Source organism: Fulvimarina thalattae (genome assembly GCF_040239565.1).
In the GTDB taxonomy this organism is placed as follows: Bacteria; Pseudomonadota; Alphaproteobacteria; order Rhizobiales; family Rhizobiaceae; genus Fulvimarina.
On sequence record NZ_JBEHWS010000018.1, the window covers coordinates 15,612 to 39,585 of the forward strand.

Here is a 23,974-nt window from a genome sequence, read left to right on the forward strand (position 1 = left end):
TCGAGAACCTTCGCCTTCAAAGGCGTTCGCGTGCAAGACACGAATACGTAAGCGCCGATCGGCCCGCCGGTTCGCTTACGTGGTCAATAGTCCGGCTTCTTCAGAAGAAAGGTGGGACATTGCGCAATTTCGGGCTCGTAAACTTCGCTTTTCCAGCGGTCCTTCTCGACCGTTTCGAGCGCGATCGAGACCGCACCCTCTCTCGAGCCGAAGACCTTCATGATGGTCGCCGTGATCTCGTCTGACAGTGTCTGCTTATTTTCGTCGTCAAGATCGGCGGGAAAATGCTTGATGGTCACATGGGGCATCGACTGGCGGCCTTTCATTAAAAAATTGCTGACCGAGACGGGAATGTCCCGGTCAGTCCCAATTGCTAACCGGCGCTGCCTGTCCGGTTCAACCGCCCGCCCGCTGGCCGAGGAGCACGGTCTGCGCTTGCTTGTCGCTTTCGAACTTCATCTTCGCCCGCTCTTCCTTGCCGAGCGCCAAACCCTTTTCCACTGCCGTCCGCGCCATCGAGGTCGCGATCCATCCTTCGAGGTTGGGGAAGTCGTCCAGATCCTGAACCTGGTTCTTGCGAGGAACCACTCAGTCGATCGAGGCCATATCCGCGATCAAATAGTTCGCGCCCTCGCGATAGTCGTTGTGGGCAAGGCGTTTGTTCATCAGCCCATAGAGCCGGTTGGTCTCATTGGTCTAGCGCACGATGCCGTATGGGATTTGCTCCGGCGCGTACTTGCGGAAATGATGGGACTGGCCGGCCATCGGACCAAGATCGCCGACCTAGCAGAACAGCCACTCTTCCAAAGCGATCTGCTCGCGGCCGCCCAGCGGATAGAACTCGCCGAACTAGCGGCCGGGATATTGCAGGATCGCGCCCGATTCGAAGACCGAAACCGGCTCGCCGTCCGGCCTTTCCGGGTCGATGATCGCCGGCATCCGGTTGTTCGGCGAGTTTTTCAGAAAGGCTGAATCGAACAGATCGCCCCCACCGATATTGGTGAACTTTACGTCATCAGGAACGCCAAGCTCTTCCAGCAGGATGGAGATTTTCCAGCCGTTCCGTGTCAGCCAATAGTAAAGCTCGATCGGTTTGGTTTGGCTGTTTATGAATGATTATTTTTTGATGAAGGATGCCTCAGATAAGTCCATGGAAAGAACGGGAAGTGACCAAAAAACTCCTCACTGTCACCGTTCGGGCTCATTTTCGCCACCTTCCATGAGCTATTATGCAGAAAGCTTAGGTGCCGTGGGGACGGCACTAATGTGGGGCTGGGGACGCAGCGTTCAGAAATTCGGATGTCCGCGCCCCCGCGGCCAGCTTGGGAACAGGCTGGTGTGAAATACAGACGCTACGAAACAGGGGGAAAACGCTCATGGTAAAGCGACTTTCGTTCGTAACGGCACTCATCGCGCTTTTTGGCATGGCTATGAGTGCGCTGGCCCAGAACACGGTCGAACGTCCGAACAGTGCCGTGGCCTCAATCGCCGGCGACCGCTGCGACTACGCCCAAGGCATTGTTTGCAAAATCGAGCGCACACCGCTCACTATGACGGCAAAGTTCTAAGGTGGCTTTCTGAGATTGCGATGGGCGCTGGCGCTTCGCTTTTCCTCGCTGCCTCTTTTAAACTAAAAACAGCGACATGCGCTCAAATGCGCGATCGTTATACCGACTGTACCGACACCATCCGGTTGATCGAGTAAATCGCGGATAGTCTCTCGCTCTCCTGCGTCGGCTTTTCAACAAAATTCTTCCGATTAAATTTTCGACTTAGTATCGCTTTCATGCGGACGATCTTCGGAATTGGATCGCTCAGCACACACCGCCAAAATCGACATATTCCGCTGCTTCGACACCCAGCCCGAGAATATCGGAAAGTCGGTTGCCGGCGGCCTGGTGGTGTAGGATATCTCTTATCTTCTCCCCGTTCACAATGGACGCTTCCAGCGGCGGCGGGCTGCCGTCGTATATGTTGGAGAACGCCGTGTACTCCTAGGCGATCACGGGATTGACGCTGCAGGCGGCGGCGTTTGTCTTATGTCTTCGTCCGGACTGCGAAAGCCGAGACAGGCCGAGAGGCTGTTCGACGATTGGGCGTCGCCGCCAGGCCGTTCGCCGATGAGATACACGACGACGAGGGGGCGCAGGACCTGGCCACCGACTCGATGAGCTTCACCCTGCCATATCGGGCGCGGTTCAATGTCTCCATAAGCCAATGCGGACTCTTAAAGGACTGCCAAGCATGGCAAACCAGAATCAGAGCTGCATTTGCCGAAGCCGCCATGGGTAGAATTGATCGACTGGTCCTTGGGGATGGCCGATGTGTGATCGCCGAGAAACCCTACCGTCCGAAAAGGACAGGCTGCGGGCGTTCGAAGCTCTTGCGGCCCTGCATGATGCCGAGAACAGGGTGGGCGATTTCCGCGATGCAATCCGAGCCTGTTCGGTTCGGCAGAAGTATGAAGGTCGCCGGTTCGCCGACTTCTAACCGGGTCGGGCGGCCCATGAGACAGCGCGGGCCATCGGAGATCATCGCGAAACAGGTTTCTAGATCGGACGGCGCGCCGATCTGCGCCACATTGGCGAAGAGATTGGCCATGCGCGTCAGCGAACAGTCGCCGTAGGGCGTGAAGGGGTTGAGGACGTTGTTCGTCGCGATGGTGCAGGCGACGCCCTGCCGCGCGAGCCGGTCCGCCGGCGCGATCCCACGCGGAACGAGGCGGTCGTGATCACGGCCGGTCAGGAAAAGATCGGTCGCCGGCAGCACGGTGACCGCGATGCCCGCATCTGCCAGCATGGCGGCCGTTTCCTCAAACTGCTGCGGCTCGAGGGCCGAAAGCTTGGTGACGTGACCGACCGTCACGCGGCCCTGCCAGCCATGGGCGATCGTCTCCGTTGCCACCCTGTCCAGATGACGCCAGCTCGGGTCGAGATCGAAGTCGAGATGGAAATCGAGATCGACGTCGAATTCCCGCGCGAGGGCAAACAGGCACGCGATATGCTCGGCCGGATCGCTGTCCATGTAGGGGCAGCCGCCGAGAAGATCGGCGCCGTCGACAAGCGCCTGACGGAGGAGCTCTTCCGTGCCCGGATTGTTGATCAGACCTTCCTGCGGAAAAACGCAGATATCGATGTCGATCGCCCAGGTGTAATCGCGCTTCAGCTGCCGGATTGCCTGAAATCCGGTCAGCCCGATCTGCGGATCGATCTCGACATGGGTACGCATCAGGTTGGTGCCCTGGACGATCGCCTTTTCGATGACCTGCCGGCCGCGCCGGTAGATGTCTTCAGCGTCGAACCCTTTCTTGGCCTGAGCAACGGACGCGATGGCGCCCGCCAGCGTCCCCGCCTCGTTGCGGCACCGGTCGTTGATGCAGGCCTTGTCGAGATGGATGTGGCTGTCGGCGAAACCGCAGGAGACGAGCATGCCTTTTGCGTCGATCACCGGTGCCGAGGTTTCGAGCTGCGGCCCGATCTCGGCGATTTTCGGACCACTGACGAGGATATCCACCAACCTCTCTCGACCGGCGAGGAGGGCATTGCGCAAGACCCAGGCGGACATCAGACGGCTTCCAGAGCGGGCGCGTCCGCGGGCGTTGCGCCCGTCTCGCCGAGATAGGACGCGATGAGGCGCTCGTCGTTTCTGAGCTCGGCGGCAGGGCCTTGGGCGACGATCTCTCCCTGCTCCAGCACATAGGCGAAGTCCGCGACAGCGAGCGCGAGCGTTGCCATCTGATCGACGAGGAGGATCGTGACACCGTCGTCGCGCAGCTCGGAGAGAACCGTATAGAGTTCGTCCACCATGGCCGGGGCAAGGCCCAACGAGGGCTCGTCGAGGAGGAGGACGCGCGGCCGCCCCATCAGGCCGCGCGCGATCGCCATCATCTGCTGTTCGCCGCCGGAGAGGAGCCCCGCCGGCGCATCGATCCGGTCGCGAAGATGTGGGAAGCGCGTGATAAGGCGATCGATCTCGGTCTCGAAGTCAACGCCGGTCCTTTTGTAGGCGCCTAGCTCGATATTCTCGCGGACGGTGAGCGCCGGAAAAACCTGCCGGCCTTCAGGAACGAGCACCAGCCCGGCTTCGACGATATCGTGCGGCGCCTGTTCGTGGATCGCCTGATCTTCGAGGATGATCCGGCCCTCGACAGGCCGCAACAGGCCGGAGACCGCGGAAAGGAAAGTCGATTTGCCGGCGCCGTTCGCGCCGAGGAGAGCGACCATCTCTCCCGGCCGCACCCGCATCGACACTTTCTTCAGAACCGGCGCGGCGCCGTAGCCGGCTATGAGGTCGAGCGTCGAGAGCAGCGGCGTTTCGGTGGTCTGGAGCGGCTTGTCGCGCGGCGGGGCCGAGGACCTGCCAGACCCGAGATAGGCGGCGATCACATCCGGATTATTGCGCACGGCATCGGGGGTTCCGAACGCGATCGGCCTGCCGGAATCCATCGCCAGGATCCGGTCCGAAAGGCCCATCACGAGATCCATATCGTGCTCGACGAGGACGATGGCGAGGCCGGCATCGGCAAGCTTGCGCAGGAGAACCGACAGCACCTGCTTGTCGGACTTCATGAGGCCGGCGGCTGGCTCGTCGAGGAGGACGGTGCCAGGCCGGGTCGCAAGCGAACGAGCGATCTCGACCAGCCTGCGGTCGACATGGGGCAGATCGCCGGCGCGCTTGTCGAGGTCGCCATCGAACCCGCAATAGCGGAGGAGACCGGCCGCGCGGGACTGGTTGGCAGGCGTCGCGAGGCGGGAGAACGGTCCGCCGATATCGCCATTCGGAAGCGCCGCGACGACGTTGTCGAGGACGCTCATCGTCTCGAAAAGGCGCGTCGTCTGATAGGTTCGCGTTACGCCGTGCCGGGCGGCAAAATCGGCGCTTTTCCCAGAGAGTTCCGTCTCGCCGATCCGGATCGCGCCACGATCGGGAGCATAGAAGCCCGAGGCGATGTTGAGGACCGTCGTCTTGCCCGCGCCGTTCGGACCGATGATCGAGGTGACCTCGCCGGACTTCGCCTTGAGAGAGACGCCGTCGACGGCCTGAACCCCGCCAAAGGAGATCGCGATATCCGCGATATCGAGAGTTCCCCGCTTGCCGCGATCGGCGACCCAGGCTTCGACATCACTGAGCGAGGTCGCTTTGACGGTCGAGCGCGTAGCCGGCATGAGCTTGCCGATTGTCCCGACGATGCCGCGGGGCGCGACGAGCAGCACCGCGACCAGCAAGGCGCCGAAGAAGAGCAGCCGATATTCGGCAAGATCCGACAGAAGCTCCGGCAGAACGACTGTGACGAGCGCGCCCGCAAGCGGCCCGAGAACAGTGCCCGCGCCGCCGAGAATGACCGCGAAAAGGTAGAGAATCGACTGCGAAAAAGGAAAGTTCGACGGCGCTATGAACATCATCAGCGGCGCGAAGAAGCCGCCTGCAAGGCCCGCCATCGCCGCCGCGACCGAAAAGGCGATCCCCTTGACGACGAAGGGCCTGTACCCGAGCGACTGCGCCGCAATCTCGGCATCCTTCAGCCCGATCATCGCATAGCCCCATGTGCTGTCGAGGAGCCGTCGCAGGCCGTAGAGCGACAGGCCGGCGACGAGGATCGCCAGCATGATGAGGTCGCGTTCGGAAAAGACGTAAGAACCGAACTGCGGCATCGGATAGCCCATCAGCCCGTTCTGCCCGCCCGTCAGCCCGCGCCATTCGATGGCGGCGTGTTCGATGATGAAGGCGAAGGCGATCGTCACCATGGCGAGGAAGGGACCCGCCATCCGCACCGCGGAGACGGCGAGCAGCGCGCCGAAGATTGCGGCGATCAGGGCGCCGGCCGGCAGGGCGAGCCAGAAGCTGACGCCCTGAAGCCCAAGGATCGCGACCGTATAGGCGCCGATCGCGAGAAAGCCGACCTGGCCGAGCGAGACCAGCCCGGTAAGACCGTAAAGGACGTTGAGCCCCGCACACAGGATTGTCGAGATGGCGACGAGACCGATGATGAAGTGCGTATAGCCGCTCGACATGAGCAGAAGACCGACCGCGCCGATCGTACCAGCGAGGATCGTCAGGTCGAGGAGAAGGGACTGCCGGGCACGGGTCAACCGATCAGACCTTCTGCATGCTGGACCGGCCGAAAAGGCCCGCCGGCTTGATCGTTAGGGCGACAATGACAAGGGCGAAGACGGCGATATAGGTGTAGGAGGAGCCGAGATAGGTCGTCACGAAAGCCTCCACGAGTCCGTAGATCAGCCCCGCCAGCATAACGCCGGAGGCCGAGGTCATGCCCCCGAGGATTGCGACGGCGAAAGCTTTGAGGCCGAACAGTGTGCCCATGTCCGAATGCACCGAAAAGAGCGGTGCGATGAGAAGGCCTGCGACCGCAGCCAGCATCGACGAGATGGCGAAGGCCCCCGAAACCATGACGGTCGTGTTGATGCCCATGAGCTTCGCGGCGACGACGTTCTGAACGACAGCGAGAAGCGCCCTGCCCTTTCGCGTGTGGCGGAAGAGAACATGCAGGAAGACGGCGACGCCGATGGCAGCAAGCGGGATCAGAACCTGCTGGGGATAGATGCCGGTGCCAAAAACGCTCCAGTTGGTCTGGGTAAGAGCGGAGGGCAGGCTGCGCGGCTCGTTGCCGAAGGTGAAGAGGACGGCGTTATCGAGGAAGATGCCGCCGGCGACGGTCGCCATCAGCCAAGCCTCCGAGCCGCGGAGAACGAAGGGGCGAACGAGCAGCATCTCGACAAGAATGCCGAAGAGCCCGCATCCGAGAATGGCGAGCGGATAGGCGATGACGACCGGCAAGCCGTAGCGCTGGCTGAAGATGTAGCCGAGGACGGCGCCCAGCATGACCACGCTGCCCTGCGCGAAGTTCACGGTCGAGGAGACCGAATAGGTGACTTGGAAGCCGAGCGCGATGAGGCCGTACATCGAGCCGAGCCCGATACCTGTGATGAGGGCTGCGACGAAGAGGGTCATGGTGGGCCGGCTCCCGTTCGATCAGGCGAGGATGCCCGCGATCGGCGATCGCGGGCTTGGGTCTTGTGCGATTACTTCTCGATCGGAATGATCTCGCCCTCGACGAAGTGGGCGAAGGTGTAATCGTCTGGCCCGAGCGCATCCTGATTGTCCGGCGAGAACGGGTCGTTATAGGTCTTGATCACGCCCTCGACCTCGCCGATCTCGTACATCGCCTCGCGAATGGCCGGTCCTTCGGTCGAGCCGGCCTTTTCGATGGCGGCGGCGAGTAGCAGCATGGCGTCGTAGGCGTTGGCGATCCCGGTCGCAGGCGTCACGTCCGCGAGCGTCTCGATTTCCGGAAACTTCTCCTGAAGCTCGACGAAGAGCGGATGCTCTGTGTCCGGGAAAAGGAAGGTCTGGATAAAGTGCACCCTCTCGCCGGTAGGGCCGGCAAGTTCGGTGAACCGGCCGCCAGCCGGCCCCCAATGGGAGGAGATCGGCACCTCCCAGCCCATCCGGTCGAGCGACTTCACGACCTGCGCCGAGGGTCCGACATTGGCGACGAGGAAGAGCGAGTCCGCACCCGCCTCGCGCAGCCGGGTCAGCTGTGGAACGACATCGACATCGTTGCTCTCGAACTTCTCGATCCCGGCATGCTCCATGCCCCGGGCTTCGAGTGCCTTCAGGAGGCCCTTTTCGTTGGACTCGCCCCAAGGATTGTTGATGAGGATCATCCCCGGCTTCGAAGCGCCATATGTGTCGATCAGATATTCGGTGATCGCCTCGTCGACATATTCGTCCACCGCCGAGACACGGAAGACGTAGTTCTCTTCGGCGCCGTTCTGGGTGATCGGCGTACCAGCGGCCCAAGGCCCGACGAAGGGCGTCTTCACCTCGTTGACGAAGGGCACGATCGCGAGGGACACCGGCGTGTCGAGACCGCCGATCAGAGCCGCGACGCCCTCGCGCTGGATGAGTTCTCGCGCCGCGACGAGGCCTTTGCCCGGATTGCTCTCGTCGTCGCGGCTGATCAGTTCGACCTGACTGCCGAGCACGCCCCCGTCAGCATTGATCTTGTCGATGGCGAGGTTCAGACCGCGCGTGATCGCTTCGCCAGATTTCGCCGATTGCCCGCTGAGCGCGGCGACGAGGCCGATCTTGATCGTCTCCTGCGCCTGTGCGGGCGCAATACTGGCGATGGCGAGGCCGGCGACACCGGCAAGCACCGCCCTGCGAGTGGTCTTCATGATGGTGCGAAACGGGGGCATGCGCATCTCCTTGGAAGCGGGGAAGGCTGATCACGATCCCAACTCAGCAAGCATCGTGCCAGTCTGCGAAAGTCCTGCTCTTCCGGGCTTTTGCCGGTTCGACACAACGCTCCTACTCACATTCATGGCGGGTTGCGCTCAAATGCGATGCAATGATTGCGCAATAAAAGTGCATGCAATTTTTGGAGACGCTGCCTATGCTTGCGGCCAACCGCACACGCCACAGGAGCACTCCGCCATGTCCTCAGCTTCCAAGCTCGAAGAACGCACCCTTCCGCCCGAAGCCGAGATCGTGCGCGACTATTTGGAAGCCTCCATGGTGCCCGACCCAGCGCGCGCGGCGACCTTTATGGCGCCCGATGTCGTCATCACCTTCACCGGCGGGCGCGTCTTCGATCATCCCTCCGGCCCCGCCGCCTTCAACAAGCGACGCTACAACTGGGTGAAGAAGCGGATGGAGCAGTTCGACGTTGCCGAGGGTGCGGAAGGAACGATCGTCTACAGCGTCGGCACACTCTACGGCGAGTGGCCGGACGGAACGGCCTTTGAGGGCAATCGCTATGTCGATCGCTTCGTCGTCGAAAACGGCAAGATCGCCAAGATGGATGTTTGGAACGACAGCGCCGAGCGAATTCTTACCGCACGCGGCATCGAGGCCTAACGATCCTGCCGCACCAGCTTCGCATAGGGTTCGAGGACGTCGAGATAGACGAACGGGCTGGTCTCGTCCGCCTTGATGAGCGCGCGGTCGGCGACGGCCGCAATGTGGCCGCGCATGGCGGAGCGCGCCTTTTCGAGATCACCGGCCATCAGCCCGTCCATGATCGCGCGATGCTCCTGGATCCCGCAATCCGAGGAATGGGGACGGGCGAACATCGCAAGGGTCAGCCCGCAACGATAGGCGACCTCCTCGACATAGCGGATCAGGACGGGACTCTTCGTCATCTGGGCGAGCAGGATGTGGAACTCGGTCGCGAGCCGGATGGAAACGGGCTCGGCGCCCTGCTCGGCCGCGACCTCCCTGTCGATATGCGCGTTGAGAGCCGCCCTATCGTCCTCGGTAAGGGTCTCGCCGAGACGCTGGATGACCAGATCCTCGATCTGGGCGCGAAGCTCAAAGAGATCGCGCGCTTCTTCGAGGCTCGGCGCGGCGACGGCTGCGCCCCGGTTGCGGCGCAGCTCGACGAGCCCCTCCGCGGCCAGCCGTTCCAGCGCCTGCCGAACCAGCGTACGGCTCGCCCCGAAACGCTCGCCGAGGGAATCCTCGGGCAGTTTCATGCCGGGTAACAGGGCTCGCTCCAGGATTGCCGCGCGAAGCGCGCTGCAGATCTGTTCCGTTCGGTGCTTGTTCGACTTGGGCACGGCTTTGAACGCTACGAGTTGGACCCTGACTGCCACGTCCCTAACCGGTTTGCGGAGCCCGTACCAGTGGGCGATCTTGTCGGGGACGGCCCGGCCATACACGCTTTTTGAAGGTATGCCATGACAGCGATGATCACGACCCCGAGCCGGCTCGCCAGCGAAGCCGGCGCGAATGTTCTGAAGGCCGGCGGCAACGCAATCGAGGCCGCTGTCGCCGCGGCTGCCGTCCTGACGGTGGTCTATCCGCATTTTTGCGGGCTCGGCGGCGATGCCGTCTGGATGATCGCCGGAGAAACCGGCGAGCCGACCTCCCTTGTCGGCATCGGACAAGCGGCCGCCTCCGCACGGCCTGGCTTCGCACCAAGCGTTCGCGGCCCCGGATCGACGCTGACCAGCGCGGGCCTGGTCGATTCCTGGGGGCGCGCCCTTTCCCATTCGAACGAGCACTGGAACGGCACCCACGATCTGTCGGACCTGCTCGTCCCCGCAATCGGTTATGCGGGTGAGGGTTTCGCGATGAGCCCGTCGCAGCGGTTCTGGCTCGATATGCGCCGATCAGAGCTTGCCGAATGGTCCGGTTTCTCGGCGTCGTTTCTGGACGGCGGGGCCGTGCCGGAGGTGGGCTGGCATTTCCGTCAGCCGGCGCTCGCGGACACTCTGAGCGCGATCGCCGAGGATGGGACGCGCAGCTTCTACGAAGGCCGGCTTGCTAAACGCATCGCTGAAGGGCTCACCCGGGCAGGCTCGCCCCTCACCGCGGCCGATTTGGCGGCAACCCGCAGCGAATTTTCCACGCCGAGCACGGTGCGGTACCGGGACATCGATCTCTACGCGCCGCCGCCGCCCTCCCAGGGGCTTGCAACGCTTGCGACCATGGGCATCCTCGATCGCATCGATCTTGAGGGTCTCAAGGAGAGCGGCGCCGACCACATCCATCTCGTCGTCGAAGCGATCAAGCAGGCATTTCTCCATCGCGGCGAAATTGCCGATCGGCCCATTGCCGAATCCGGCCTGGGCACCCTCCTCACTCCGCCGTATCTCGACACGATGGCCGCTGCGATCGACCGGGACCGCGCCCTGCCCTGGCCGTATCCTCACAAGCAAGGCGACACGGTCTATATTGGGGCAGTCGACGCAAAAGGCCGATGCGTCAGCATGCTCCAAAGCACCTATTTCGACTGGGGCAGCGGCGTGGTGGTCGGCGATACGGGGATCATCTGGCACAATCGCGGTGCCGCCTTTTCGTTCGATCCCAACCATCCGAACGCCCTCGCGCCCGGCAAGCGGCCGTTCCACACGCTCAATCCTGGCCTCGCCATGGAGGGCGGCCGACCTTGCCTCCTATACGGCACGCAAGGGGCGGACGGCCAGCCGCAGACCCTGGCTCTTCTTCTCACCCGTCTCCTCTCATACGGCCTGTCACCCGCAGAAGCGCTTCGCGGCCCGCGCTTCCTCCTCGGCAAGACGTTTTCGAACCAGGCCGACAGCCTGAAGATCGAAGCCGATTTTGGCGAGGCGATTCTGAACGAGCTCCAACGGCGCGGCCACGATCTCGTGGTAACCGAGGCGCAAAATCCACTGTTCGGCCAAGCCGGCGTCATAAGGATCGCACCGGACGGAAGCTTGAGCGGCGCGCACGATCCACGCAGCGACGGTATTGCGCTGACGGTCTGAGGTCATTCCCACGGCGTGATCTGATGAAAAAGCCTGGACCTGTCCGCGACGCCCGAGACTACGCTCGCGGGCTGCGTCATACAGCTTTCGCTCAGCGCGCCGCCAGATGTGACCGGCCGCGGCTGCGGTATGTCCCGTCACCCCTCGAACCGCGCATCTCCCCATCGTGGATCATCACCTTGCCGCGGAGGATGGTCGTGACCGGCCAGCCGGTCAGTTCGAGCCCCTCATAGGGCGAGTAGTCGGCGCCGTCATGCATGTCGGCATGGACGACGTTTCGGGTGAGGTGTGGATCCCAGATGGTGAGATCGGCGTCCGATCCAATCGCGATCGTTCCTTTCCGCGGATACAGCCCATAGGTCTTCGCCTGATTGGTCGCGGTCAGCGCGACGAAGCGGGACAGATCGATCCGGCCCTTCACCACACCTTCAGAGAACAGGATCGGTAGCCTCAGTTCGACGCCCGGAATACCATTCGGGATATGACGGAAGTTCTCGCGCCCCTTCGGATTGAGCTTGCCCTCCGGATCGTCGTAGCGGAACGGGCAGTGATCGGACGAGAATAGATCGAAAACACCCCGTTCGAGGCCATCCCAACAGGCCTCCTGGCTATCCTTGTCGCGTGGTGGCGGCGAACAGACGAACTTGGCACCCTCCCAATCCATGCCGTCAAGATCGTCTGCGGTCAGCATTAGATACTGGGGACAGGTCTCACCGATCACCTTGCGGCCCCGCCGCCGCGCCCGCTCGATCTCCTCCATCGCCTCGCCGTTCGAGACGTGGACGATGACGATTGGCACGTCGGCCACCTCGGCGAGCGAAACCGCGCGATGGGTCGCTTCCCGTTCCACCGCGATCGGCCGCGTCGTTGCATGGGATTTCGGCGCGAGCTCGCCGTCTGCTTCGTGCCGACCAATAAGATAGCGGATGGCATCCTCATTCTCGCAGTGAACCATGACCAGCGCGCCGGTGCGCCGGGCGACGTCCATCGTGTCGAGGATCTCGGCATCGCTCAGGCGGAGCGCCTCGTAGGTCATGAACACCTTGAAGGAGGTGTAACCATCCTCGACCAGGGCCGGAAGTTCCTGCCCGAGCACCGAGGGCGTAGGATCGGAAATGATCAGGTGAAAGGAGACGTCGGTGTAGCAATTGTCTTCTGCCAGCGCGTGGTAGCGCTTCAGAGCCTCGCGAAGACTTTGCCCTTTTTCTTGCAGGCAGAACGGCAGGATCGTCGTGTTGCCACCGAAGAGTGCGGAGCGCGTGCCGCTCTCGAAATCGTCGGCCATGACGATACCATCGCCCGACGGCTGAGCGATATGCACATGGCTATCGATGCCTCCGGGAAGCACGTATTTGCCGGACGCGTCGATCTCATCTTTCGCCTCGCCGAGATCGCGCCCGATCTGGACGATCACACCGTCTTTCACCGCAATATCTGCGGGATAGACGTCAGAAGCCGTCGCTATAGTGCCATTGCGGACGATGAGATCGAAGGACATGAGGCTTTCCCGGTGCTGAAGGAAAAGGGATGCGGGCGGGTCAGACCAGCGGTTCGAGCGCGCCGATCAGGCGGTCGACCTCGTCATAGGTGTTGTAGTGAACCATCGAGACGCGCACGACGCCGTTGCGGCCGGATAGGCCCAGATTGTCGATCAGGCGCCGGGCGTAGAAGTCGCCGAACCGAATCCCGATCTTGTGCTCGTCGATCCGGTCGACGACGGATTTCGAACTCTGGTCGCCGACGATGAAGCTCAATGTAGCCACCCTCTGGTCGATTGCATCGGTCTTGCGGCCGATGACGCGGATCGAGTTGCGGCTTCCCAGGAAATCGAGAAGCCGTGCGGTGATTGCCCGCTCGTGTTCGGCGATATCGGCAAAGCCGGCCTCGATCGCGTTTCGGCCATCGGGCGCGCCGGCCTGGCCGCCGAGTTCCTTGACGTACTCGATCGCCCCAACCGCGCCGTGCGCCAGCTCGTAATTGATGTTGCCGGGCTCCAGCTTGTGCGGCACGGAGTCCTTGCCGAAGAAGAAGTGATAGATGTTGTCGAGTTCGAGCAGCTTCTCGCGCTTGCCCCACATCACCGCGAAATGCGGGCCGAAAACCTTGTAGGTGCTGAAGACGTAGTAGTCGCAGCCGAGAGCCTGGACGTCGATCGCGCGATGCGGCGCATAGGCGACCCCGTCGACGCAGACTTCCGCGCCGCCCTGGTGGGCAATCTTCGAGATTTCGGCGATCGGATTGATCGTGCCGAGGATGTTCGAAGCATGGGTCACGCAGACGAGCTTCGTGCGCTCGCTCATCAGGTTCCGAAGGTCGGCGGTATCGAGCTCAAAGGTCTCCGGATCGCATTTCCAGACCTTGATCTTGACCCCTCGCGCCTCGTGTTTCAGCCAGGGGCCGATATTCGCTTCGTGGTCGGTATCGGTGACGATGATCTCGTCGCCGGCACCGAGTTTGCCCATGAGCCCTTCCGACAGGATGCGGATCAGCATCGTCGTCGAGGCACCCATGACGATCTCGCCGGCGTCCCTTGCATTGACGTATTCGGAGAAAGCCTGGCGCGCAGCCCTGACACGTGCGGTCGAGCGCTGGCTTGGCTCGTAGCTCGCCCCTGTCTGGACATTCGAGGTGAGGAGATAGTCGCTGACGCGATCCGCGACGCGCGAGAGAACCTGGCTCCCACCCGCATTATCCATGAAGGCCCATTCGCCGGAGAGGGCCGGAAATTGCTTGCGGACGAAATCGATATCGAGTGGCATTTGTCGGAACCTGATGTCGTGTGTACGGCGCTTGTCGCGCTCAATGATTGAGGACGGCGTCGAGAAAGGCGCGGGCGCGCTCGTTCTTCGTCGCCGAGAAGAAGGTATCGGGCGGCGCGATCTCCTTGATCGTACCGGCTTCCATGAAGACGATCCGGTCCGCCACCTGCCGGGCGAACCCCATCTCATGCGTCACCAGAACGAGTGTCACGCCGTCTCCTGCGAGCCCCTTGATAACGTCGAGAACCTCTCCGACCATTTCCGGGTCGAGCGCCGATGTCGGTTCGTCGAAGAGCAGAATGCGCGGCTCCATGGCGAGTGCACGGGCGATGCCGACGCGCTGCTGTTGGCCGCCCGAAAGCTGGCTCGGATATTTCTCGGCCTGTTCGGCGATCCCGACGCGGTCGAGCAGTCTGCGGGCTCGTTCGCGCGCTTCGCTCCAGGACAGGTTGCGAACGCGGACCGGCCCGAGCGCGACATTGTCAAGGATCGTGTGATTGGGAAAGAGATTGAACGCCTGGAAGACCATCGCAACTTCCTGCCGGACGCTCTGGAGCTTCTTTCCCTTCTCCACACGGATGCCGTCGACGTGGACGTCGCCCGCATCGTATTCCTCCAGAAGGTTGATACAGCGGATAAGGGTCGATTTGCCCGAGCCGGACGGCCCCAGAAGCACGACGACCTCCCCGCGCGCGATCTCCAGATCGATATTCTTCAAGGCTTCGAATTTGCCGAAACGCTTGCCGACGCCTTTCATCGAGATGATCGTTTCCGCCTCGCTCATCAGCGCGCGCCTCGCTTGGAATAGCGCGCCTCGAATACCGCGACGAGGCGAACAAGTGGGAGCAGCAGGATGAGATAGAGGATCGCCGCCCCGATGAGCGGGGTCGGGTTCGCGGCGAGCGCCTGGGCCTGAGTTGCCTGTTTCAAAAGGTCCGGCAATGCAACGACCGAAGCAAGTGCGGTGTCCTTCAGGACATTGATCGAATTGTTGGTAAGGGGCGGGATGACAATGCGGATCGCCTGCGGCAAGACGACGTCGCGCATCAGATCGAAAGGCCCGAGCCCGATCGACTGGGCCGCCTCGAACTGGCCGCGCGGCACGGCTTCGATGCCGGCCCGGTAGATTTCGGCGGTATAGGCGCTCGAGATCATCGTGAGGGCGGTCGTTGCGGAGGCGAACGCAGAGAGCCGGATGCCGAGAAAGGGCAGCGCGTAATATACGATCACCAGCCAGACCAGGACAGGAATCGCGCGGAACACATCGATGTAGACGATTGCGAGGAAGCGTACCGGTTTGGCTCCGTAGAGCCTCGAGATGGCCAACAGAAGCCCGCCGATCAGGCCGAGGATAATCGACAGCACCCCGAGTGCGATCGTGCGCCATAGTCCCTCCAGAAGGAGCGGATAGTAGCGGACGAGAACGTCGAGATTGAAGAAGGTGGAGACGATGTCCATCGGACCTTCGAAGGCTCTACGGCCTGTTCGTTATTGCGCACGGCCCGTCGAACGGCGCCGACCAGTCTGAGGCGCGGATCGCGCCTCGGTCGGCACGATCCGCTGACGGTTTCCCGAAATTTGCCCGGTCAGGACTTCGGAGCCGGCATATCCATGACGGTGACCGTGCTGGTCGTGTCCTCGGGCGCCGTGCCGAACCACTTTTCGTGAAGCGAGGCGATATAGCCCTCGTTCTTGAGCGTCGTCAGGACCTCGTTCGCCTTCGCCGCGAGTTCGGAATCCTTGGCGAACATCATGGAATACTGCTCGCCCGTCTTCAGGCGCTCGACGACCTCCATATCTGGCTTGTCCCGGAGGTAGTAGGCGACCGCTGGAATGTCCGAAACGTAGGCATCAATGCGGCCCGCGGCGAGATCGAGCATCGCAGGGTTGAGACCCTCGTAGCGGGCAATCCCCGCAAGGCCCCAGTCTGCTTCCCGCTCACTTGCATACATGTCGCCGGTCGATCCGGTATCCACGCCGACCGTCTTGCCGTCGAGATCCGCGGAGCTGGCGATGCCGGAGTCGGTTCGTGTCGAGAGTGACTGATCACTGTCGTAATAGGGCTGGGCGAAGGAGACAGATTGCAGGCGCTCGTCAGTGATGGTGATCGACGAAATCGCCACATCAATCCGACCAGACTGCACGGCCGAGAACAAGCCGTTGAACGGGATGTTCTGGATGTCGACGCCCTCGTAATCGAGCCGGCTCGCCACCTCCTTCAGGAGTTCGACCTCGAATCCGGTGATCTCGCCGCTTTCGTCCTGGAACTCCCAGGGCACGTTTCCGACATTGGCTCCTGCCGTCAGCATCTCGGCGAGGGAAGGCGTCGCTGCGAACCCGGCGGTGGCGAGCGACAGTGCGAACAGGGATTGTCTGATCATGGGCAGAACCTCTTTCGTCAGGAAGCTTTCGGGGCGGTGGCCTGCATGCAAAAGCACCAGCATGCCTTTTATTTTTGCATGCAACTTTACTAACCAAGTGTATGCACTTTTTGAAAAGAAAAGGAAGGGCAAGGCGAGAAAAACTCGCGTGCTTTACATGCAGGACTCGGCCACTGACCCGCTGTCGGCGTTATGCCAGCGCGTCGAATCCGGCCTGAATCGGTGCCATCAGTTCGTGATGTAGGGAGCGAGGATCGCCGAAAGATCTTGAGGCGACTGCCGCGAGGCCTGGACATGGGCGCGCTCGGCGACGGCGGACAAATGACCGGTCATTTCGCGAGCGGCGGCCTCAACATCGCCAGCCTCGAGCGCGTCGACTATCCGCCGATGCTCCTCGATCGCGCAGTCATTAGAATGGGGCCGCCCGTATGCGGAAAGCGCAAGACCGCTGCGATAGGCGACTTCGGTCACATACCTTTCGAGGATCGGTCGGCCGGTCATTTCGGCGAGGATCACGTGGAAATCCGTCGCGAGCCGGATCGACTCGGGTTCGCTCGTCAGATTGGCCTTCGCTTGATCGGAGATATGACTCCGAAGCCGCTTGATCTGCTGCTCCGTGATTGAGCCGGCGAGACAGTCGGCCACCAACGCTTCGAGCGCAATCCGGATTTCGAAGGTGTCGCGAGCCTCCTCGATCGTCGGCGTCGCGACGACGGCAATGCGATTGCGCCTCAGGTTGACGAGGCCTTCGGCGGCTAGTTGTCCGAGCGCCTGGCGCGCGATCGTACGGCTCACGCCAAAACTCTCGCCGAGAGAGTCCTCCGGCAATTTGTCGCCGGGCGAAAGCGCACGTTCGATGATCGCACTGCGCAAGGCTGCACAGATGACGACGACACGATCAATCGAGGCCTTCTTGGATGTCATGTTTCCTACCGTTCCGGCGAGTCGCTCGTTCCTAAAGCCAATCGCCGGTCGTGGAAACAGATGGCAAATCGGATCGCTGCCGTTTCGGGGGCTATCCTCAAGATGGTAAGACGGGGACAGATATTATCGCGGAAACGCGTGGGCTATGGTCGAGGACGTGATGGCGGCCACGTCATTGTTTTTGCGCGCCGACGTCTTGCTCGATTTCCCCGATATCTCGGCCAGTCACGACGATCTTATCTTTCCTCAGTGCGAAATCGGCCTTGAGTTCGGACGCAGGCACGACCGCTTTCCGTTCGGCAAGTCGAACACAGCGCCTTTTCTGCTGTTGGAACGACGATCCTGGATCGGCTAGCGGTGAGCAATCCAGTCAGCCAGCGGCTTGGAGAGACCAATGCTCTCCTTGGCCAATGGCCGTTTGAAGGATCCCGCCTCGGGCGGACGTGGATTCAGGGTGGAGAGTGCGAAAGCCTGTAACGTCGCTGCGCCGATGCAGTCGACCAGTGGCACGGAGATACGGTCCCGGACCTTGTCCGAAAGGCCGGCGAGTGGCGCGCCAGCCAGCACAACGACGTCCGCGCCCCGCTCGCTTACGGCCTTCTCAGCGAGTTCGACGAGCAGATCGGCGCGCTCGTTCTGAACGTCGGCGAGATCCTTGAACGCATTGTCGAGAGTCAGAATACCGGCGCAGCGCGACTGGAGGCCATGCATCGCGACACACTCCTGATACCAGGGGGCGAGCGCTTCGGCAAAAGTCACGATGGCGAATCGGCCACCCAGCATGCATGCGGTGTGCATGCCCGCCTCAGCCATGCCTACGATGGGTACGGGAAAGAGTTCGCGCGCCGCACCGAGACCGGGATCACCAAAGGCCGCGATAATGGCGGCGTCATATTCGCCATGGCGTTCGGCGAGGATCTGAAGAGCGAAATGCCCGCCGATCAGTGCTTCCGCCCGCGTGGCGATATAGGGAACGCCGCTCTGCGCCGTCACGCAGGTGATCTCGACCGGACCGGGGGCGACCTTGAGAGCTGCCTCGCGCAAAAGGTCCGTCACGGTTTCCGAGGTGTTTGGATTGAGAAGCAGAAGGCGCAAGAGGCGATATTCCATCAGATGTTGGCGTCTACCGATGCGGCAATGCGCCCATATCGGCACGAAGGGTGAGGATCGGTTCGCAGGGCGAAACGCTGGGTCGCATCACTGCTGGGAGCCCGCGGCAGATGGCCGACGCGCGGTGCGACTGGGATGCTAGGCGGCCTCGGAGCATTCGCTCAGGTCCCGCGAGACGGATCGTCCGGTTTCGAGAACGTGGTGCGCGAGCAGACGACCGGCCCGGTCTCCGTCCCGTCCCTTCAAAGCCTCGAGGATGTCCCGATGTTCGTGCACGGACCCTTTCCACCTATCGGCATCGTTGAGGGCGTGAAAGCGAGCACGTTCGAGACTGGGAAACATGCGCTCGTGCGTCCTGATCAAAACGGAGTTCCGGGAGCCCGCGAGGATCGCGCGGTGAATATCCTGGTTGAGCGCGAAATAGCGCTCACGGCGGCCTTCCGCATATTCTTCTTCTATCTTCGACTGAAGCTCATCGAGGCCCAGAAGTTCTTCGGCGGTCATGCGCTTTGCGGCAAGTTCGGCGCCGGACCGCTCGATCGCGGCTGCAGCCTCGAAAAGGTCGAGCACCTCCGATGAGCAGAGTGGCGTCACGCGAGCGCCTTTGTTGGGCACAAGATCGATCAGCCCCTCCTGGGCGAGGAGCTTGAAGGACTCGCGCAGCGGCGTCCGCGAGATATTGAGATGTTCGCTGAGAGCCTTCTCGCCGAGACGCTCCCCGGGCTCGAGCTCGCCCGTGACGATCATGCACCGCAATCGCTCACACGCGGCATCGTGGAGCCCGACGCGCGCAATCGGCTCACCGCCTTCCGCAACGCCCATCATGATCCGTTTGCGTCCCATGAGACTCGTCCTCCATACCAGTCAAAGCTGTCATACGCTGGCAAAGGTGTAAGGAGAAAGCGCTTCTCCGCCGCATTTTTCGCCAATCCCTGTACGCTTTCCTAGCACTGTGCAGAAATTGCATGCAATCGACATTTTCTTCTTGCGTCGAGCGAAGAGGTTGAGAATGCTGCGTTCGATACCCGAGGCTGTCTTCGCGGTCCCGGACGACTTTCATCCATCGAAACCCATCGGAGCACCGTTCATGAAACACATTCTCGCAAGTGCGGCCTCGATCCTCGTCCTGACGGCGGCCACGTCCGTCGCGGCGCAGACGACACTTCGCGTCGCCGGCAATTTTCCGGAAGACCATACGGCGACCGGGGCGATGGAGGTGTTCAAGAAGGAGCTCGAGTCCCGAACGGATGGTGAGCTGACGGTCCAGAACTTCCCTGCCATGCAGCTCGGCGGTGCCCAGGAGAATGTCGACCAGGTGCGTTCCGGCGCGATTTTCGCGGTCTTCACCTCGGTCGCCTACTTTTCCCGATCGGTTCCCGAACTCGAAGCAGTCAGCCTTCCCTTCCAATTCGACACGCGCGAACAGGCGTTCGCCGTCATGGATGGTCCGGTCGGTGAGCTGATGGACGAGCGGCTGCTGGAACAGGGCTTCGTCAATCTTGGCTATGGCGAACTCGGCTACCGGCATGTCACGAACAATTCCCGCCCGATCGAGACGATCGACGATTTCGACGGTCTGACGATCCGTCTTCAGCCGAACGAGGTCCATCTGGAGACATTCCGACAGCTGGGTGCCAATCCCCAGTCGATGGACATCTCCGAGCTTTATTCGGCGTTGCAGCAGGGCGTGATCGATGGCCAGGAGAACCCTTACAACATCACGTTCACGCGGCGCTTCTTCGAGGTCCAGAATTATTTGTCCGATACCGGACACTTCTTCGACTTCATCAATGTCGTTGCAAACCGGCAGGCCTATGAAGGACTGTCCCAGGAGCACCGGCAGGCGGTGAACGAGGCGATGGATGTTGCCATCGAATGGCAGCGGGACGAGGCGGCCAGCGTCGATCTCGAATATCGCCAGCGCCTTGTCGACGAAGGAATGAACTTTACGGAGATATCGAGCGAGGCCCGCTCCGCGATGCGCGAGGCTACGGCTTCGGTCGTCGACACCGTTCGCGAACGCGTCGGGGGCGAGGTCATGGATCTTGTCCAGGCAGAAACCGCGGCTGCATCCGGACAATGACCAAGGAGGCGCGCACGCGAAACGAAGGCTCGGATTTGCTCACACCGTTCATCGCGATCGTGCGCGCTTTCGATCGCGTATCTGCTGTCGGTGTCATCGTGGCCATGGCCGCGATGGCTGCCCTCGTCTCGGCACAGGTCTTCTTCCGATACGTTCTTTCATCCTCGATCGATTCGGCGGACGAACTCTCAAGGCTGTTCTTCGTCTGGTCGATCTTCCTAGCTCTGCCCCACGGCATCCGCTACGGAGTTCATGTCGGCATAGACCTCCTGCCGATGGCCCTGCCTACGCGCCTACAGGACATCCTGTTCCGCCTCATGAACCTCGTCACGGTCGTTCTCATGATCGTCGTTGCCTTCGTGACCTACGGGGTCATCGTCGACAAATGGTCGGAGCTCATGCCGACCCTGCCGTTGACGGCCTCTCTCTATTACGTCCCGGTTTTGATCGCGAGCGTGCATGCGGCCTTGCACATGACGCTCCTCGCCTGGAGCGGCCAACATCTTTGGAAGGACGAAACGCTTTGACGGCGATCACCCTCACGAGCTTCGCCTTCTTCGCAATTCTCGGGATGCCCCTCGCATTCGCTCTGGGGATCGCTTCACTGGCGGCGCTCTCCTACGCCGGCATGGAGTTCTCCGTCCTGCCACAGCGCATGATGTATGCCGTCAACAGCTTTCCGCTGATGGCAATCCCATTGTTCATGCTCGCTGGCGAACTGATGGTTAAGGCCGGCATCATGGAGCGGCTCATCGCCTTCTCCCAAAGCCTTGTCGGGCGCATGCATGGCGGTGTCGCCCATGTGGCGATCGTCGCGGGTACGGTTCTTGCCGCCGTCAGCGGTGCTGCGGTCGCGAGCGCAAGCGCCCTCGGCTCGACATTGGTCCCCGCGCTGCGCAAGCAGTATCCGGAGACCTATACCGGGGCCATCATCGCTTCGGCCGCCAATCTCGGACCTGTCATTCCGCCCTCCAACGCCATGATCGTCTACGCGCTGATGGCAGGATCGTCGGTTTCGGTCGGTGGCCTGTTCATGGCCGGAATCGTGCCAGGAATCATCCTTGCCTTGGGATTCATGGCAATCGCATCTTTCCTTTCCTGGCGTCGGGGATACGCACTCAACGACCAACGCTTCGAGGCCCGCCGCGTCTTACGCGAGGCCCGACGCGCATCGGTCATCCTGCTCATGCCGGTGGTCGTGGTCGGCGGCATCGTCGGCGGCATCTTCACCGCGACCGAGGGTGCGGCGATCGCGGTCGTCTACGCGCTGGTCGTCGGCTTTGTCGTCACACGGCAGTTGCGCGTCACCGACCTGCCCGGCTGTCTGTTCAGGGCCGCCGTCATGGCGGCGATGGTCGGTGCCCTGATCGCATTCGCCGCTACCGTCACGTTCGTCTTCACGATCGATCTCGTGCCGATGCGGCTTTCCACCTGGCTGCAGTCGCTGACGGATAATCCTCAGGTCTACATCCTTCTCGTCATGGTCATGCTGATCGTCGTCGGCATGCTGATCGAGTCGAACGCCGCCTACATCATGCTCGTACCGCTCTTCGCACCGGTCGCGATGAATTTCGGGATCGATCCGCTCTTCTTCGGCTTCCTCTTCATGTTCAATCTGGTGATCGGGCAGATGACGCCGCCGGTCGGTGTCCTTCTCTTCGTGATGAGCGGTATTACGCGGGTTTCCATCGGACGCCTGTCCGTCGAGGTGATCCCGTTCGTCGCCTTGCAGTTCGGGGTCCTCGCGCTTTGCCTGCTGTTTCCGGCGCTCGTGACCTGGCTGCCAACGACACTGGGATATTGACCATGGCGGACGGCACCACTCCCGACCTCGCGATCTGCGGCGCGACGGTCCTGACCGGCGATCCGCGCCGGTCGATGATCGAAAACGGCACGATCCTTCTGGCCGGCGGACGGATTCTGGAAATTGCCGATGGCGAGCCGGATGAACGAAGACTTGCCGGCGTGCGCCGGATCGATGCCAGGGGCCGCGTCGCGACGCCCGGCTTCGTCAACGTCCATACCCACGCTATTTTGACGATGGTCCGGGGCGTCGCGGAGGATATGGGCTTCGCTCCCGCTTATACGAAGGGTGTTCCGCACGGCCATGACGTCAGGCCGGAAGAAGCCATCGCACTTGGGCGTCTCGGCGCGCTGGAAGCGCTGCTGTTTGGGTCCACGCTGGTGAACGATACATTCGTCCATCAGGATCTGACGCTGCCGGCGATGGCGGAGACCGGTATCCGTGCATGGGGCTGCGGCCGCATCCACGATGTCGATTTCAGTCGCGTCCATCTCGGGGAATGGGAACACCGGCCAGAGATCGGTCGCGAGACGCTCGATCTCGCCATCGAACTGCACGAAAGTTTTCACGGAGCGGCGGATGGGCGAATGGGCGTTCAGCTCTCGCCGCACGCCCCAGACACCTGCTCACGCGACCTTCTAGAGGAGATCGCCCGCACGAGCGAGCGATTGAACTGCCGGGTCAACACCCATCTTTCCCAGAGCCGGGTCGAGGTCGATAGAATCCACGAGCGTGAAGGTCTGAGCCCACCAGAATTTCTCGAAGAGCTCGGCCTTTTGAACGAACGCCTCATCGCCGCTCATTGCATCCATGTCTCTAGCGAGGACATCGCGCGGATCGGCCGAAACGGCGTCCATGTCGCTCACATCGCGAAGGGCAACCAGACCCATGGCCACACGGCGCCGACCGGGAAGCTGCGAAATGCGGGTGCGAGATTAACGCTCGGAACGGACAACATGCACGCCGATATGGTCGAAACCATGCGTTGGGCCCTCGCGACGGGGCGCCTCCAAAAGGCCGGCGTCGACAAGGACTGGCAACCCGAGACCGTGTTCGAAGCAGCGACGATGGGCGGTGCCCGTGCCATGGGTCTTGATGACGAAATCGGTTCTCTCGAACCAGGCAAGAAGGCCGATGTCGTCCTCTTCGATTATCGCCGACCACATCTCACACCTTGTTTGAACCCGCTCGGCAATCTGGTCCACACGGCTCAGGGACGTGACGTCGACATGGTCTTCGTCGACGGCCGGCTCGTCGTTGACGGCGGGCGGGCCGTTCTGGTTGACCAGGATGCGGTTATCGCCGACGCTCAAAAGGCAGCCGAAGCATTGTGGCAGCGCGCTAGAGAACAATAGGTGGCGACTCCGAGCCCTCTGCGTCGGGCCTGACAATTTCGAATTAGGCTCGATATCCGAATAGACCGCCCCGCTATGACGCCAGTTGTTTGGCCGGATGAGAGCGGTGAACTACTGCTTCGGGCCGAGAGCAGACCGTCGGCTTCCGGAAGAGGTTCGCGGAGACCTGTCCTTCGGCTCACTTGAAGAGTTTCGGGCGCCGCGAGGCGTACGAAAGTCCGCGAAGAACGAACCTGCGGGATGCTGGAACGGGACTATGGGGTTTTCGGCTGAGAGCTGATCCTGTGTGATCGATTTCCAGGC

The 23,974-nt window shown here is 61.9% G+C and carries 22 protein-coding genes and 1 pseudogene; 8 read left to right on the plus strand and 15 right to left on the minus strand.

Features of this window, described 5'->3' with window-relative positions; genetic code table 11:
* Nucleotides 1-83: 83 nt before the first annotated feature.
* Both pptA and ABRA89_RS17805 read right to left on the minus strand, forming a co-directional pair.
* Complete coding sequence (gene pptA / locus ABRA89_RS17800; protein ID WP_349942842.1) at nucleotides 84-308, minus strand: tautomerase PptA; 225 nt, start codon at nucleotides 306-308, stop codon at nucleotides 84-86.
* An 88-nt stretch (nucleotides 309-396) separates the two neighbouring features.
* Nucleotides 397-1,110 (minus strand): annotated as a pseudogene (locus ABRA89_RS17805) (glutathione S-transferase N-terminal domain-containing protein).
* Between the two features lie 266 nt (nucleotides 1,111-1,376).
* Here ABRA89_RS17805 and ABRA89_RS17810 point away from each other — a divergent pair.
* Nucleotides 1,377-1,568: a hypothetical protein gene (locus ABRA89_RS17810; RefSeq protein ID WP_349942843.1), complete on the plus strand. Its 192-nt coding sequence runs from the start codon at nucleotides 1,377-1,379 to the stop codon at nucleotides 1,566-1,568.
* 775 nt (nucleotides 1,569-2,343) lie between these two features.
* Here the strand turns inward: ABRA89_RS17810 and ABRA89_RS17815 are convergent.
* The 4 genes from ABRA89_RS17815 to ABRA89_RS17830 form a co-directional block, all read right to left on the minus strand.
* A complete protein-coding gene (locus tag ABRA89_RS17815) occupies nucleotides 2,344-3,564 on the minus strand; it encodes an amidohydrolase family protein (RefSeq protein ID WP_349942844.1) in 1,221 nt (406 codons plus the stop codon).
* Nucleotides 3,564-6,089: a branched-chain amino acid ABC transporter ATP-binding protein/permease gene (locus ABRA89_RS17820; RefSeq protein ID WP_349942845.1), complete on the minus strand. Its 2,526-nt coding sequence runs from the start codon at nucleotides 6,087-6,089 to the stop codon at nucleotides 3,564-3,566. Before ABRA89_RS17820 ends, ABRA89_RS17815 begins: the two co-directional genes overlap by 1 nt.
* Nucleotides 6,090-6,093: 4 nt before the next feature.
* Nucleotides 6,094-6,969 (minus strand): branched-chain amino acid ABC transporter permease, encoded by an 876-nt coding sequence (locus ABRA89_RS17825; RefSeq protein WP_349942846.1) that lies wholly within the window; start codon nucleotides 6,967-6,969, stop codon nucleotides 6,094-6,096.
* Nucleotides 6,970-7,040: 71 nt separating this feature from the next.
* Nucleotides 7,041-8,225, minus strand: coding sequence for an ABC transporter substrate-binding protein (locus ABRA89_RS17830; protein ID WP_463671318.1), 1,185 nt, complete (start codon nucleotides 8,223-8,225; stop codon nucleotides 7,041-7,043).
* A 232-nt stretch (nucleotides 8,226-8,457) separates the two neighbouring features.
* Here ABRA89_RS17830 and ABRA89_RS17835 point away from each other — a divergent pair, with 232 nt between their 5' ends.
* Nucleotides 8,458-8,880, plus strand: coding sequence for a nuclear transport factor 2 family protein (locus ABRA89_RS17835; protein WP_349942848.1), 423 nt, complete (start codon nucleotides 8,458-8,460; stop codon nucleotides 8,878-8,880).
* Here the strand turns inward: ABRA89_RS17835 and ABRA89_RS17840 are convergent.
* Entirely contained in the window at nucleotides 8,877-9,581 is a 705-nt protein-coding gene (locus tag ABRA89_RS17840) for a GntR family transcriptional regulator (RefSeq protein ID WP_349942862.1), read from the minus strand. The two genes, ABRA89_RS17835 and ABRA89_RS17840, sit on opposite strands and share 4 nt — an antisense overlap.
* A 129-nt stretch (nucleotides 9,582-9,710) precedes the next feature.
* On the opposite strand from ABRA89_RS17840, the gene ABRA89_RS17845 reads away from it, so the two are divergent.
* Complete coding sequence (locus tag ABRA89_RS17845) at nucleotides 9,711-11,255, plus strand: gamma-glutamyltransferase family protein (protein WP_349942863.1); 1,545 nt, start codon at nucleotides 9,711-9,713, stop codon at nucleotides 11,253-11,255.
* 91 nt (nucleotides 11,256-11,346) lie between these two features.
* Here the strand turns inward: ABRA89_RS17845 and hydA are convergent, their stop codons facing one another.
* From hydA to ABRA89_RS17875, 6 genes are all read right to left on the minus strand, one after another.
* Nucleotides 11,347-12,753, minus strand: a complete 1,407-nt coding sequence (gene hydA / locus ABRA89_RS17850) for a dihydropyrimidinase (RefSeq protein WP_349942849.1) — start codon at nucleotides 12,751-12,753, stop codon at nucleotides 11,347-11,349.
* A 40-nt stretch (nucleotides 12,754-12,793) separates the two neighbouring features.
* Nucleotides 12,794-14,014, minus strand: a complete 1,221-nt coding sequence (locus tag ABRA89_RS17855) for a cysteine desulfurase-like protein (RefSeq protein WP_349942850.1) — start codon at nucleotides 14,012-14,014, stop codon at nucleotides 12,794-12,796.
* Nucleotides 14,015-14,054: 40 nt separating this feature from the next.
* Entirely contained in the window at nucleotides 14,055-14,798 is a 744-nt protein-coding gene (locus tag ABRA89_RS17860) for an amino acid ABC transporter ATP-binding protein (RefSeq protein WP_349942851.1), read from the minus strand.
* The gene (locus ABRA89_RS17865; protein ID WP_349942852.1) at nucleotides 14,798-15,472 is read right to left on the minus strand and encodes an amino acid ABC transporter permease; all 675 of its coding nucleotides are present in this window, start codon (nucleotides 15,470-15,472) and stop codon (nucleotides 14,798-14,800) included. The genes ABRA89_RS17860 and ABRA89_RS17865 overlap by 1 nt, the downstream gene beginning before the upstream one ends.
* A gap of 128 nt (nucleotides 15,473-15,600) precedes the next feature.
* Nucleotides 15,601-16,395 (minus strand): transporter substrate-binding domain-containing protein, encoded by a 795-nt coding sequence (locus tag ABRA89_RS17870; RefSeq protein WP_349942853.1) that lies wholly within the window; start codon nucleotides 16,393-16,395, stop codon nucleotides 15,601-15,603.
* 228 nt (nucleotides 16,396-16,623) lie between these two features.
* Nucleotides 16,624-17,319, minus strand: a complete 696-nt coding sequence (locus ABRA89_RS17875) for a GntR family transcriptional regulator (protein WP_349942854.1) — start codon at nucleotides 17,317-17,319, stop codon at nucleotides 16,624-16,626.
* A gap of 145 nt (nucleotides 17,320-17,464) precedes the next feature.
* Here ABRA89_RS17875 and ABRA89_RS17880 point away from each other — a divergent pair, with 145 nt between their 5' ends.
* Entirely contained in the window at nucleotides 17,465-17,674 is a 210-nt protein-coding gene (locus tag ABRA89_RS17880; protein ID WP_349942855.1) for a hypothetical protein, read from the plus strand.
* On the opposite strand, the gene ABRA89_RS17885 is transcribed toward ABRA89_RS17880, so the two are convergent.
* Nucleotides 17,671-18,414 (minus strand): aspartate/glutamate racemase family protein, encoded by a 744-nt coding sequence (locus tag ABRA89_RS17885; protein ID WP_349942864.1) that lies wholly within the window; start codon nucleotides 18,412-18,414, stop codon nucleotides 17,671-17,673. The genes ABRA89_RS17880 and ABRA89_RS17885 overlap by 4 nt on opposite strands.
* Before the next feature lie 153 nt (nucleotides 18,415-18,567).
* On the minus strand, nucleotides 18,568-19,272 hold the full coding sequence (locus tag ABRA89_RS17890; RefSeq protein ID WP_349942856.1) for a GntR family transcriptional regulator: 705 nt from the start codon (nucleotides 19,270-19,272) through the stop codon (nucleotides 18,568-18,570).
* Nucleotides 19,273-19,516: 244 nt separating this feature from the next.
* Between ABRA89_RS17890 and ABRA89_RS17895 the strand changes: the two genes are divergently transcribed.
* From ABRA89_RS17895 to ABRA89_RS17910, 4 genes are read left to right on the plus strand one after another with little or no spacing between them, the layout of a single operon-like run.
* Nucleotides 19,517-20,512: a TRAP transporter substrate-binding protein gene (locus tag ABRA89_RS17895; RefSeq protein WP_349942857.1), complete on the plus strand. Its 996-nt coding sequence runs from the start codon at nucleotides 19,517-19,519 to the stop codon at nucleotides 20,510-20,512.
* Between the two features lie 35 nt (nucleotides 20,513-20,547).
* Nucleotides 20,548-21,039, plus strand: a complete 492-nt coding sequence (locus ABRA89_RS17900; RefSeq protein ID WP_349942858.1) for a TRAP transporter small permease — start codon at nucleotides 20,548-20,550, stop codon at nucleotides 21,037-21,039.
* The gene (locus ABRA89_RS17905) at nucleotides 21,036-22,316 is read left to right on the plus strand and encodes a TRAP transporter large permease (RefSeq protein ID WP_349942859.1); all 1,281 of its coding nucleotides are present in this window, start codon (nucleotides 21,036-21,038) and stop codon (nucleotides 22,314-22,316) included. The genes ABRA89_RS17900 and ABRA89_RS17905 overlap by 4 nt, the downstream gene beginning before the upstream one ends.
* Before the next feature lie 2 nt (nucleotides 22,317-22,318).
* Nucleotides 22,319-23,671, plus strand: a complete 1,353-nt coding sequence (locus tag ABRA89_RS17910; protein WP_349942860.1) for an amidohydrolase family protein — start codon at nucleotides 22,319-22,321, stop codon at nucleotides 23,669-23,671.
* Nucleotides 23,672-23,974: the final 303 nt, after the last annotated feature.

Coding starts and splice junctions, on each gene's coding strand:
- pptA (WP_349942842.1), bottom strand. CDS start 308: ATGCCCCATGTGACCATCAAGCATTTTCCCGCCGATCTTGACGACGAA.
- ABRA89_RS17810 (WP_349942843.1), top strand. CDS start 1,377: ATGGTAAAGCGACTTTCGTTCGTAACGGCACTCATCGCGCTTTTTGGC.
- ABRA89_RS17815 (WP_349942844.1), bottom strand. CDS start 3,564: ATGTCCGCCTGGGTCTTGCGCAATGCCCTCCTCGCCGGTCGAGAGAGG.
- ABRA89_RS17825 (WP_349942846.1), bottom strand. CDS start 6,969: ATGACCCTCTTCGTCGCAGCCCTCATCACAGGTATCGGGCTCGGCTCG.
- ABRA89_RS17830 (WP_463671318.1), bottom strand. CDS start 8,225: ATGCGCATGCCCCCGTTTCGCACCATCATGAAGACCACTCGCAGGGCG.
- ABRA89_RS17835 (WP_349942848.1), top strand. CDS start 8,458: ATGTCCTCAGCTTCCAAGCTCGAAGAACGCACCCTTCCGCCCGAAGCC.
- ABRA89_RS17845 (WP_349942863.1), top strand. CDS start 9,711: ATGATCACGACCCCGAGCCGGCTCGCCAGCGAAGCCGGCGCGAATGTT.
- hydA (WP_349942849.1), bottom strand. CDS start 12,753: ATGTCCTTCGATCTCATCGTCCGCAATGGCACTATAGCGACGGCTTCT.
- ABRA89_RS17855 (WP_349942850.1), bottom strand. CDS start 14,014: ATGCCACTCGATATCGATTTCGTCCGCAAGCAATTTCCGGCCCTCTCC.
- ABRA89_RS17860 (WP_349942851.1), bottom strand. CDS start 14,798: ATGAGCGAGGCGGAAACGATCATCTCGATGAAAGGCGTCGGCAAGCGT.
- ABRA89_RS17865 (WP_349942852.1), bottom strand. CDS start 15,472: ATGGACATCGTCTCCACCTTCTTCAATCTCGACGTTCTCGTCCGCTAC.
- ABRA89_RS17870 (WP_349942853.1), bottom strand. CDS start 16,395: ATGATCAGACAATCCCTGTTCGCACTGTCGCTCGCCACCGCCGGGTTC.
- ABRA89_RS17875 (WP_349942854.1), bottom strand. CDS start 17,319: ATGACATCCAAGAAGGCCTCGATTGATCGTGTCGTCGTCATCTGTGCA.
- ABRA89_RS17880 (WP_349942855.1), top strand. CDS start 17,465: ATGGTCGAGGACGTGATGGCGGCCACGTCATTGTTTTTGCGCGCCGAC.
- ABRA89_RS17890 (WP_349942856.1), bottom strand. CDS start 19,272: ATGGGACGCAAACGGATCATGATGGGCGTTGCGGAAGGCGGTGAGCCG.
- ABRA89_RS17895 (WP_349942857.1), top strand. CDS start 19,517: ATGAAACACATTCTCGCAAGTGCGGCCTCGATCCTCGTCCTGACGGCG.
- ABRA89_RS17910 (WP_349942860.1), top strand. CDS start 22,319: ATGGCGGACGGCACCACTCCCGACCTCGCGATCTGCGGCGCGACGGTC.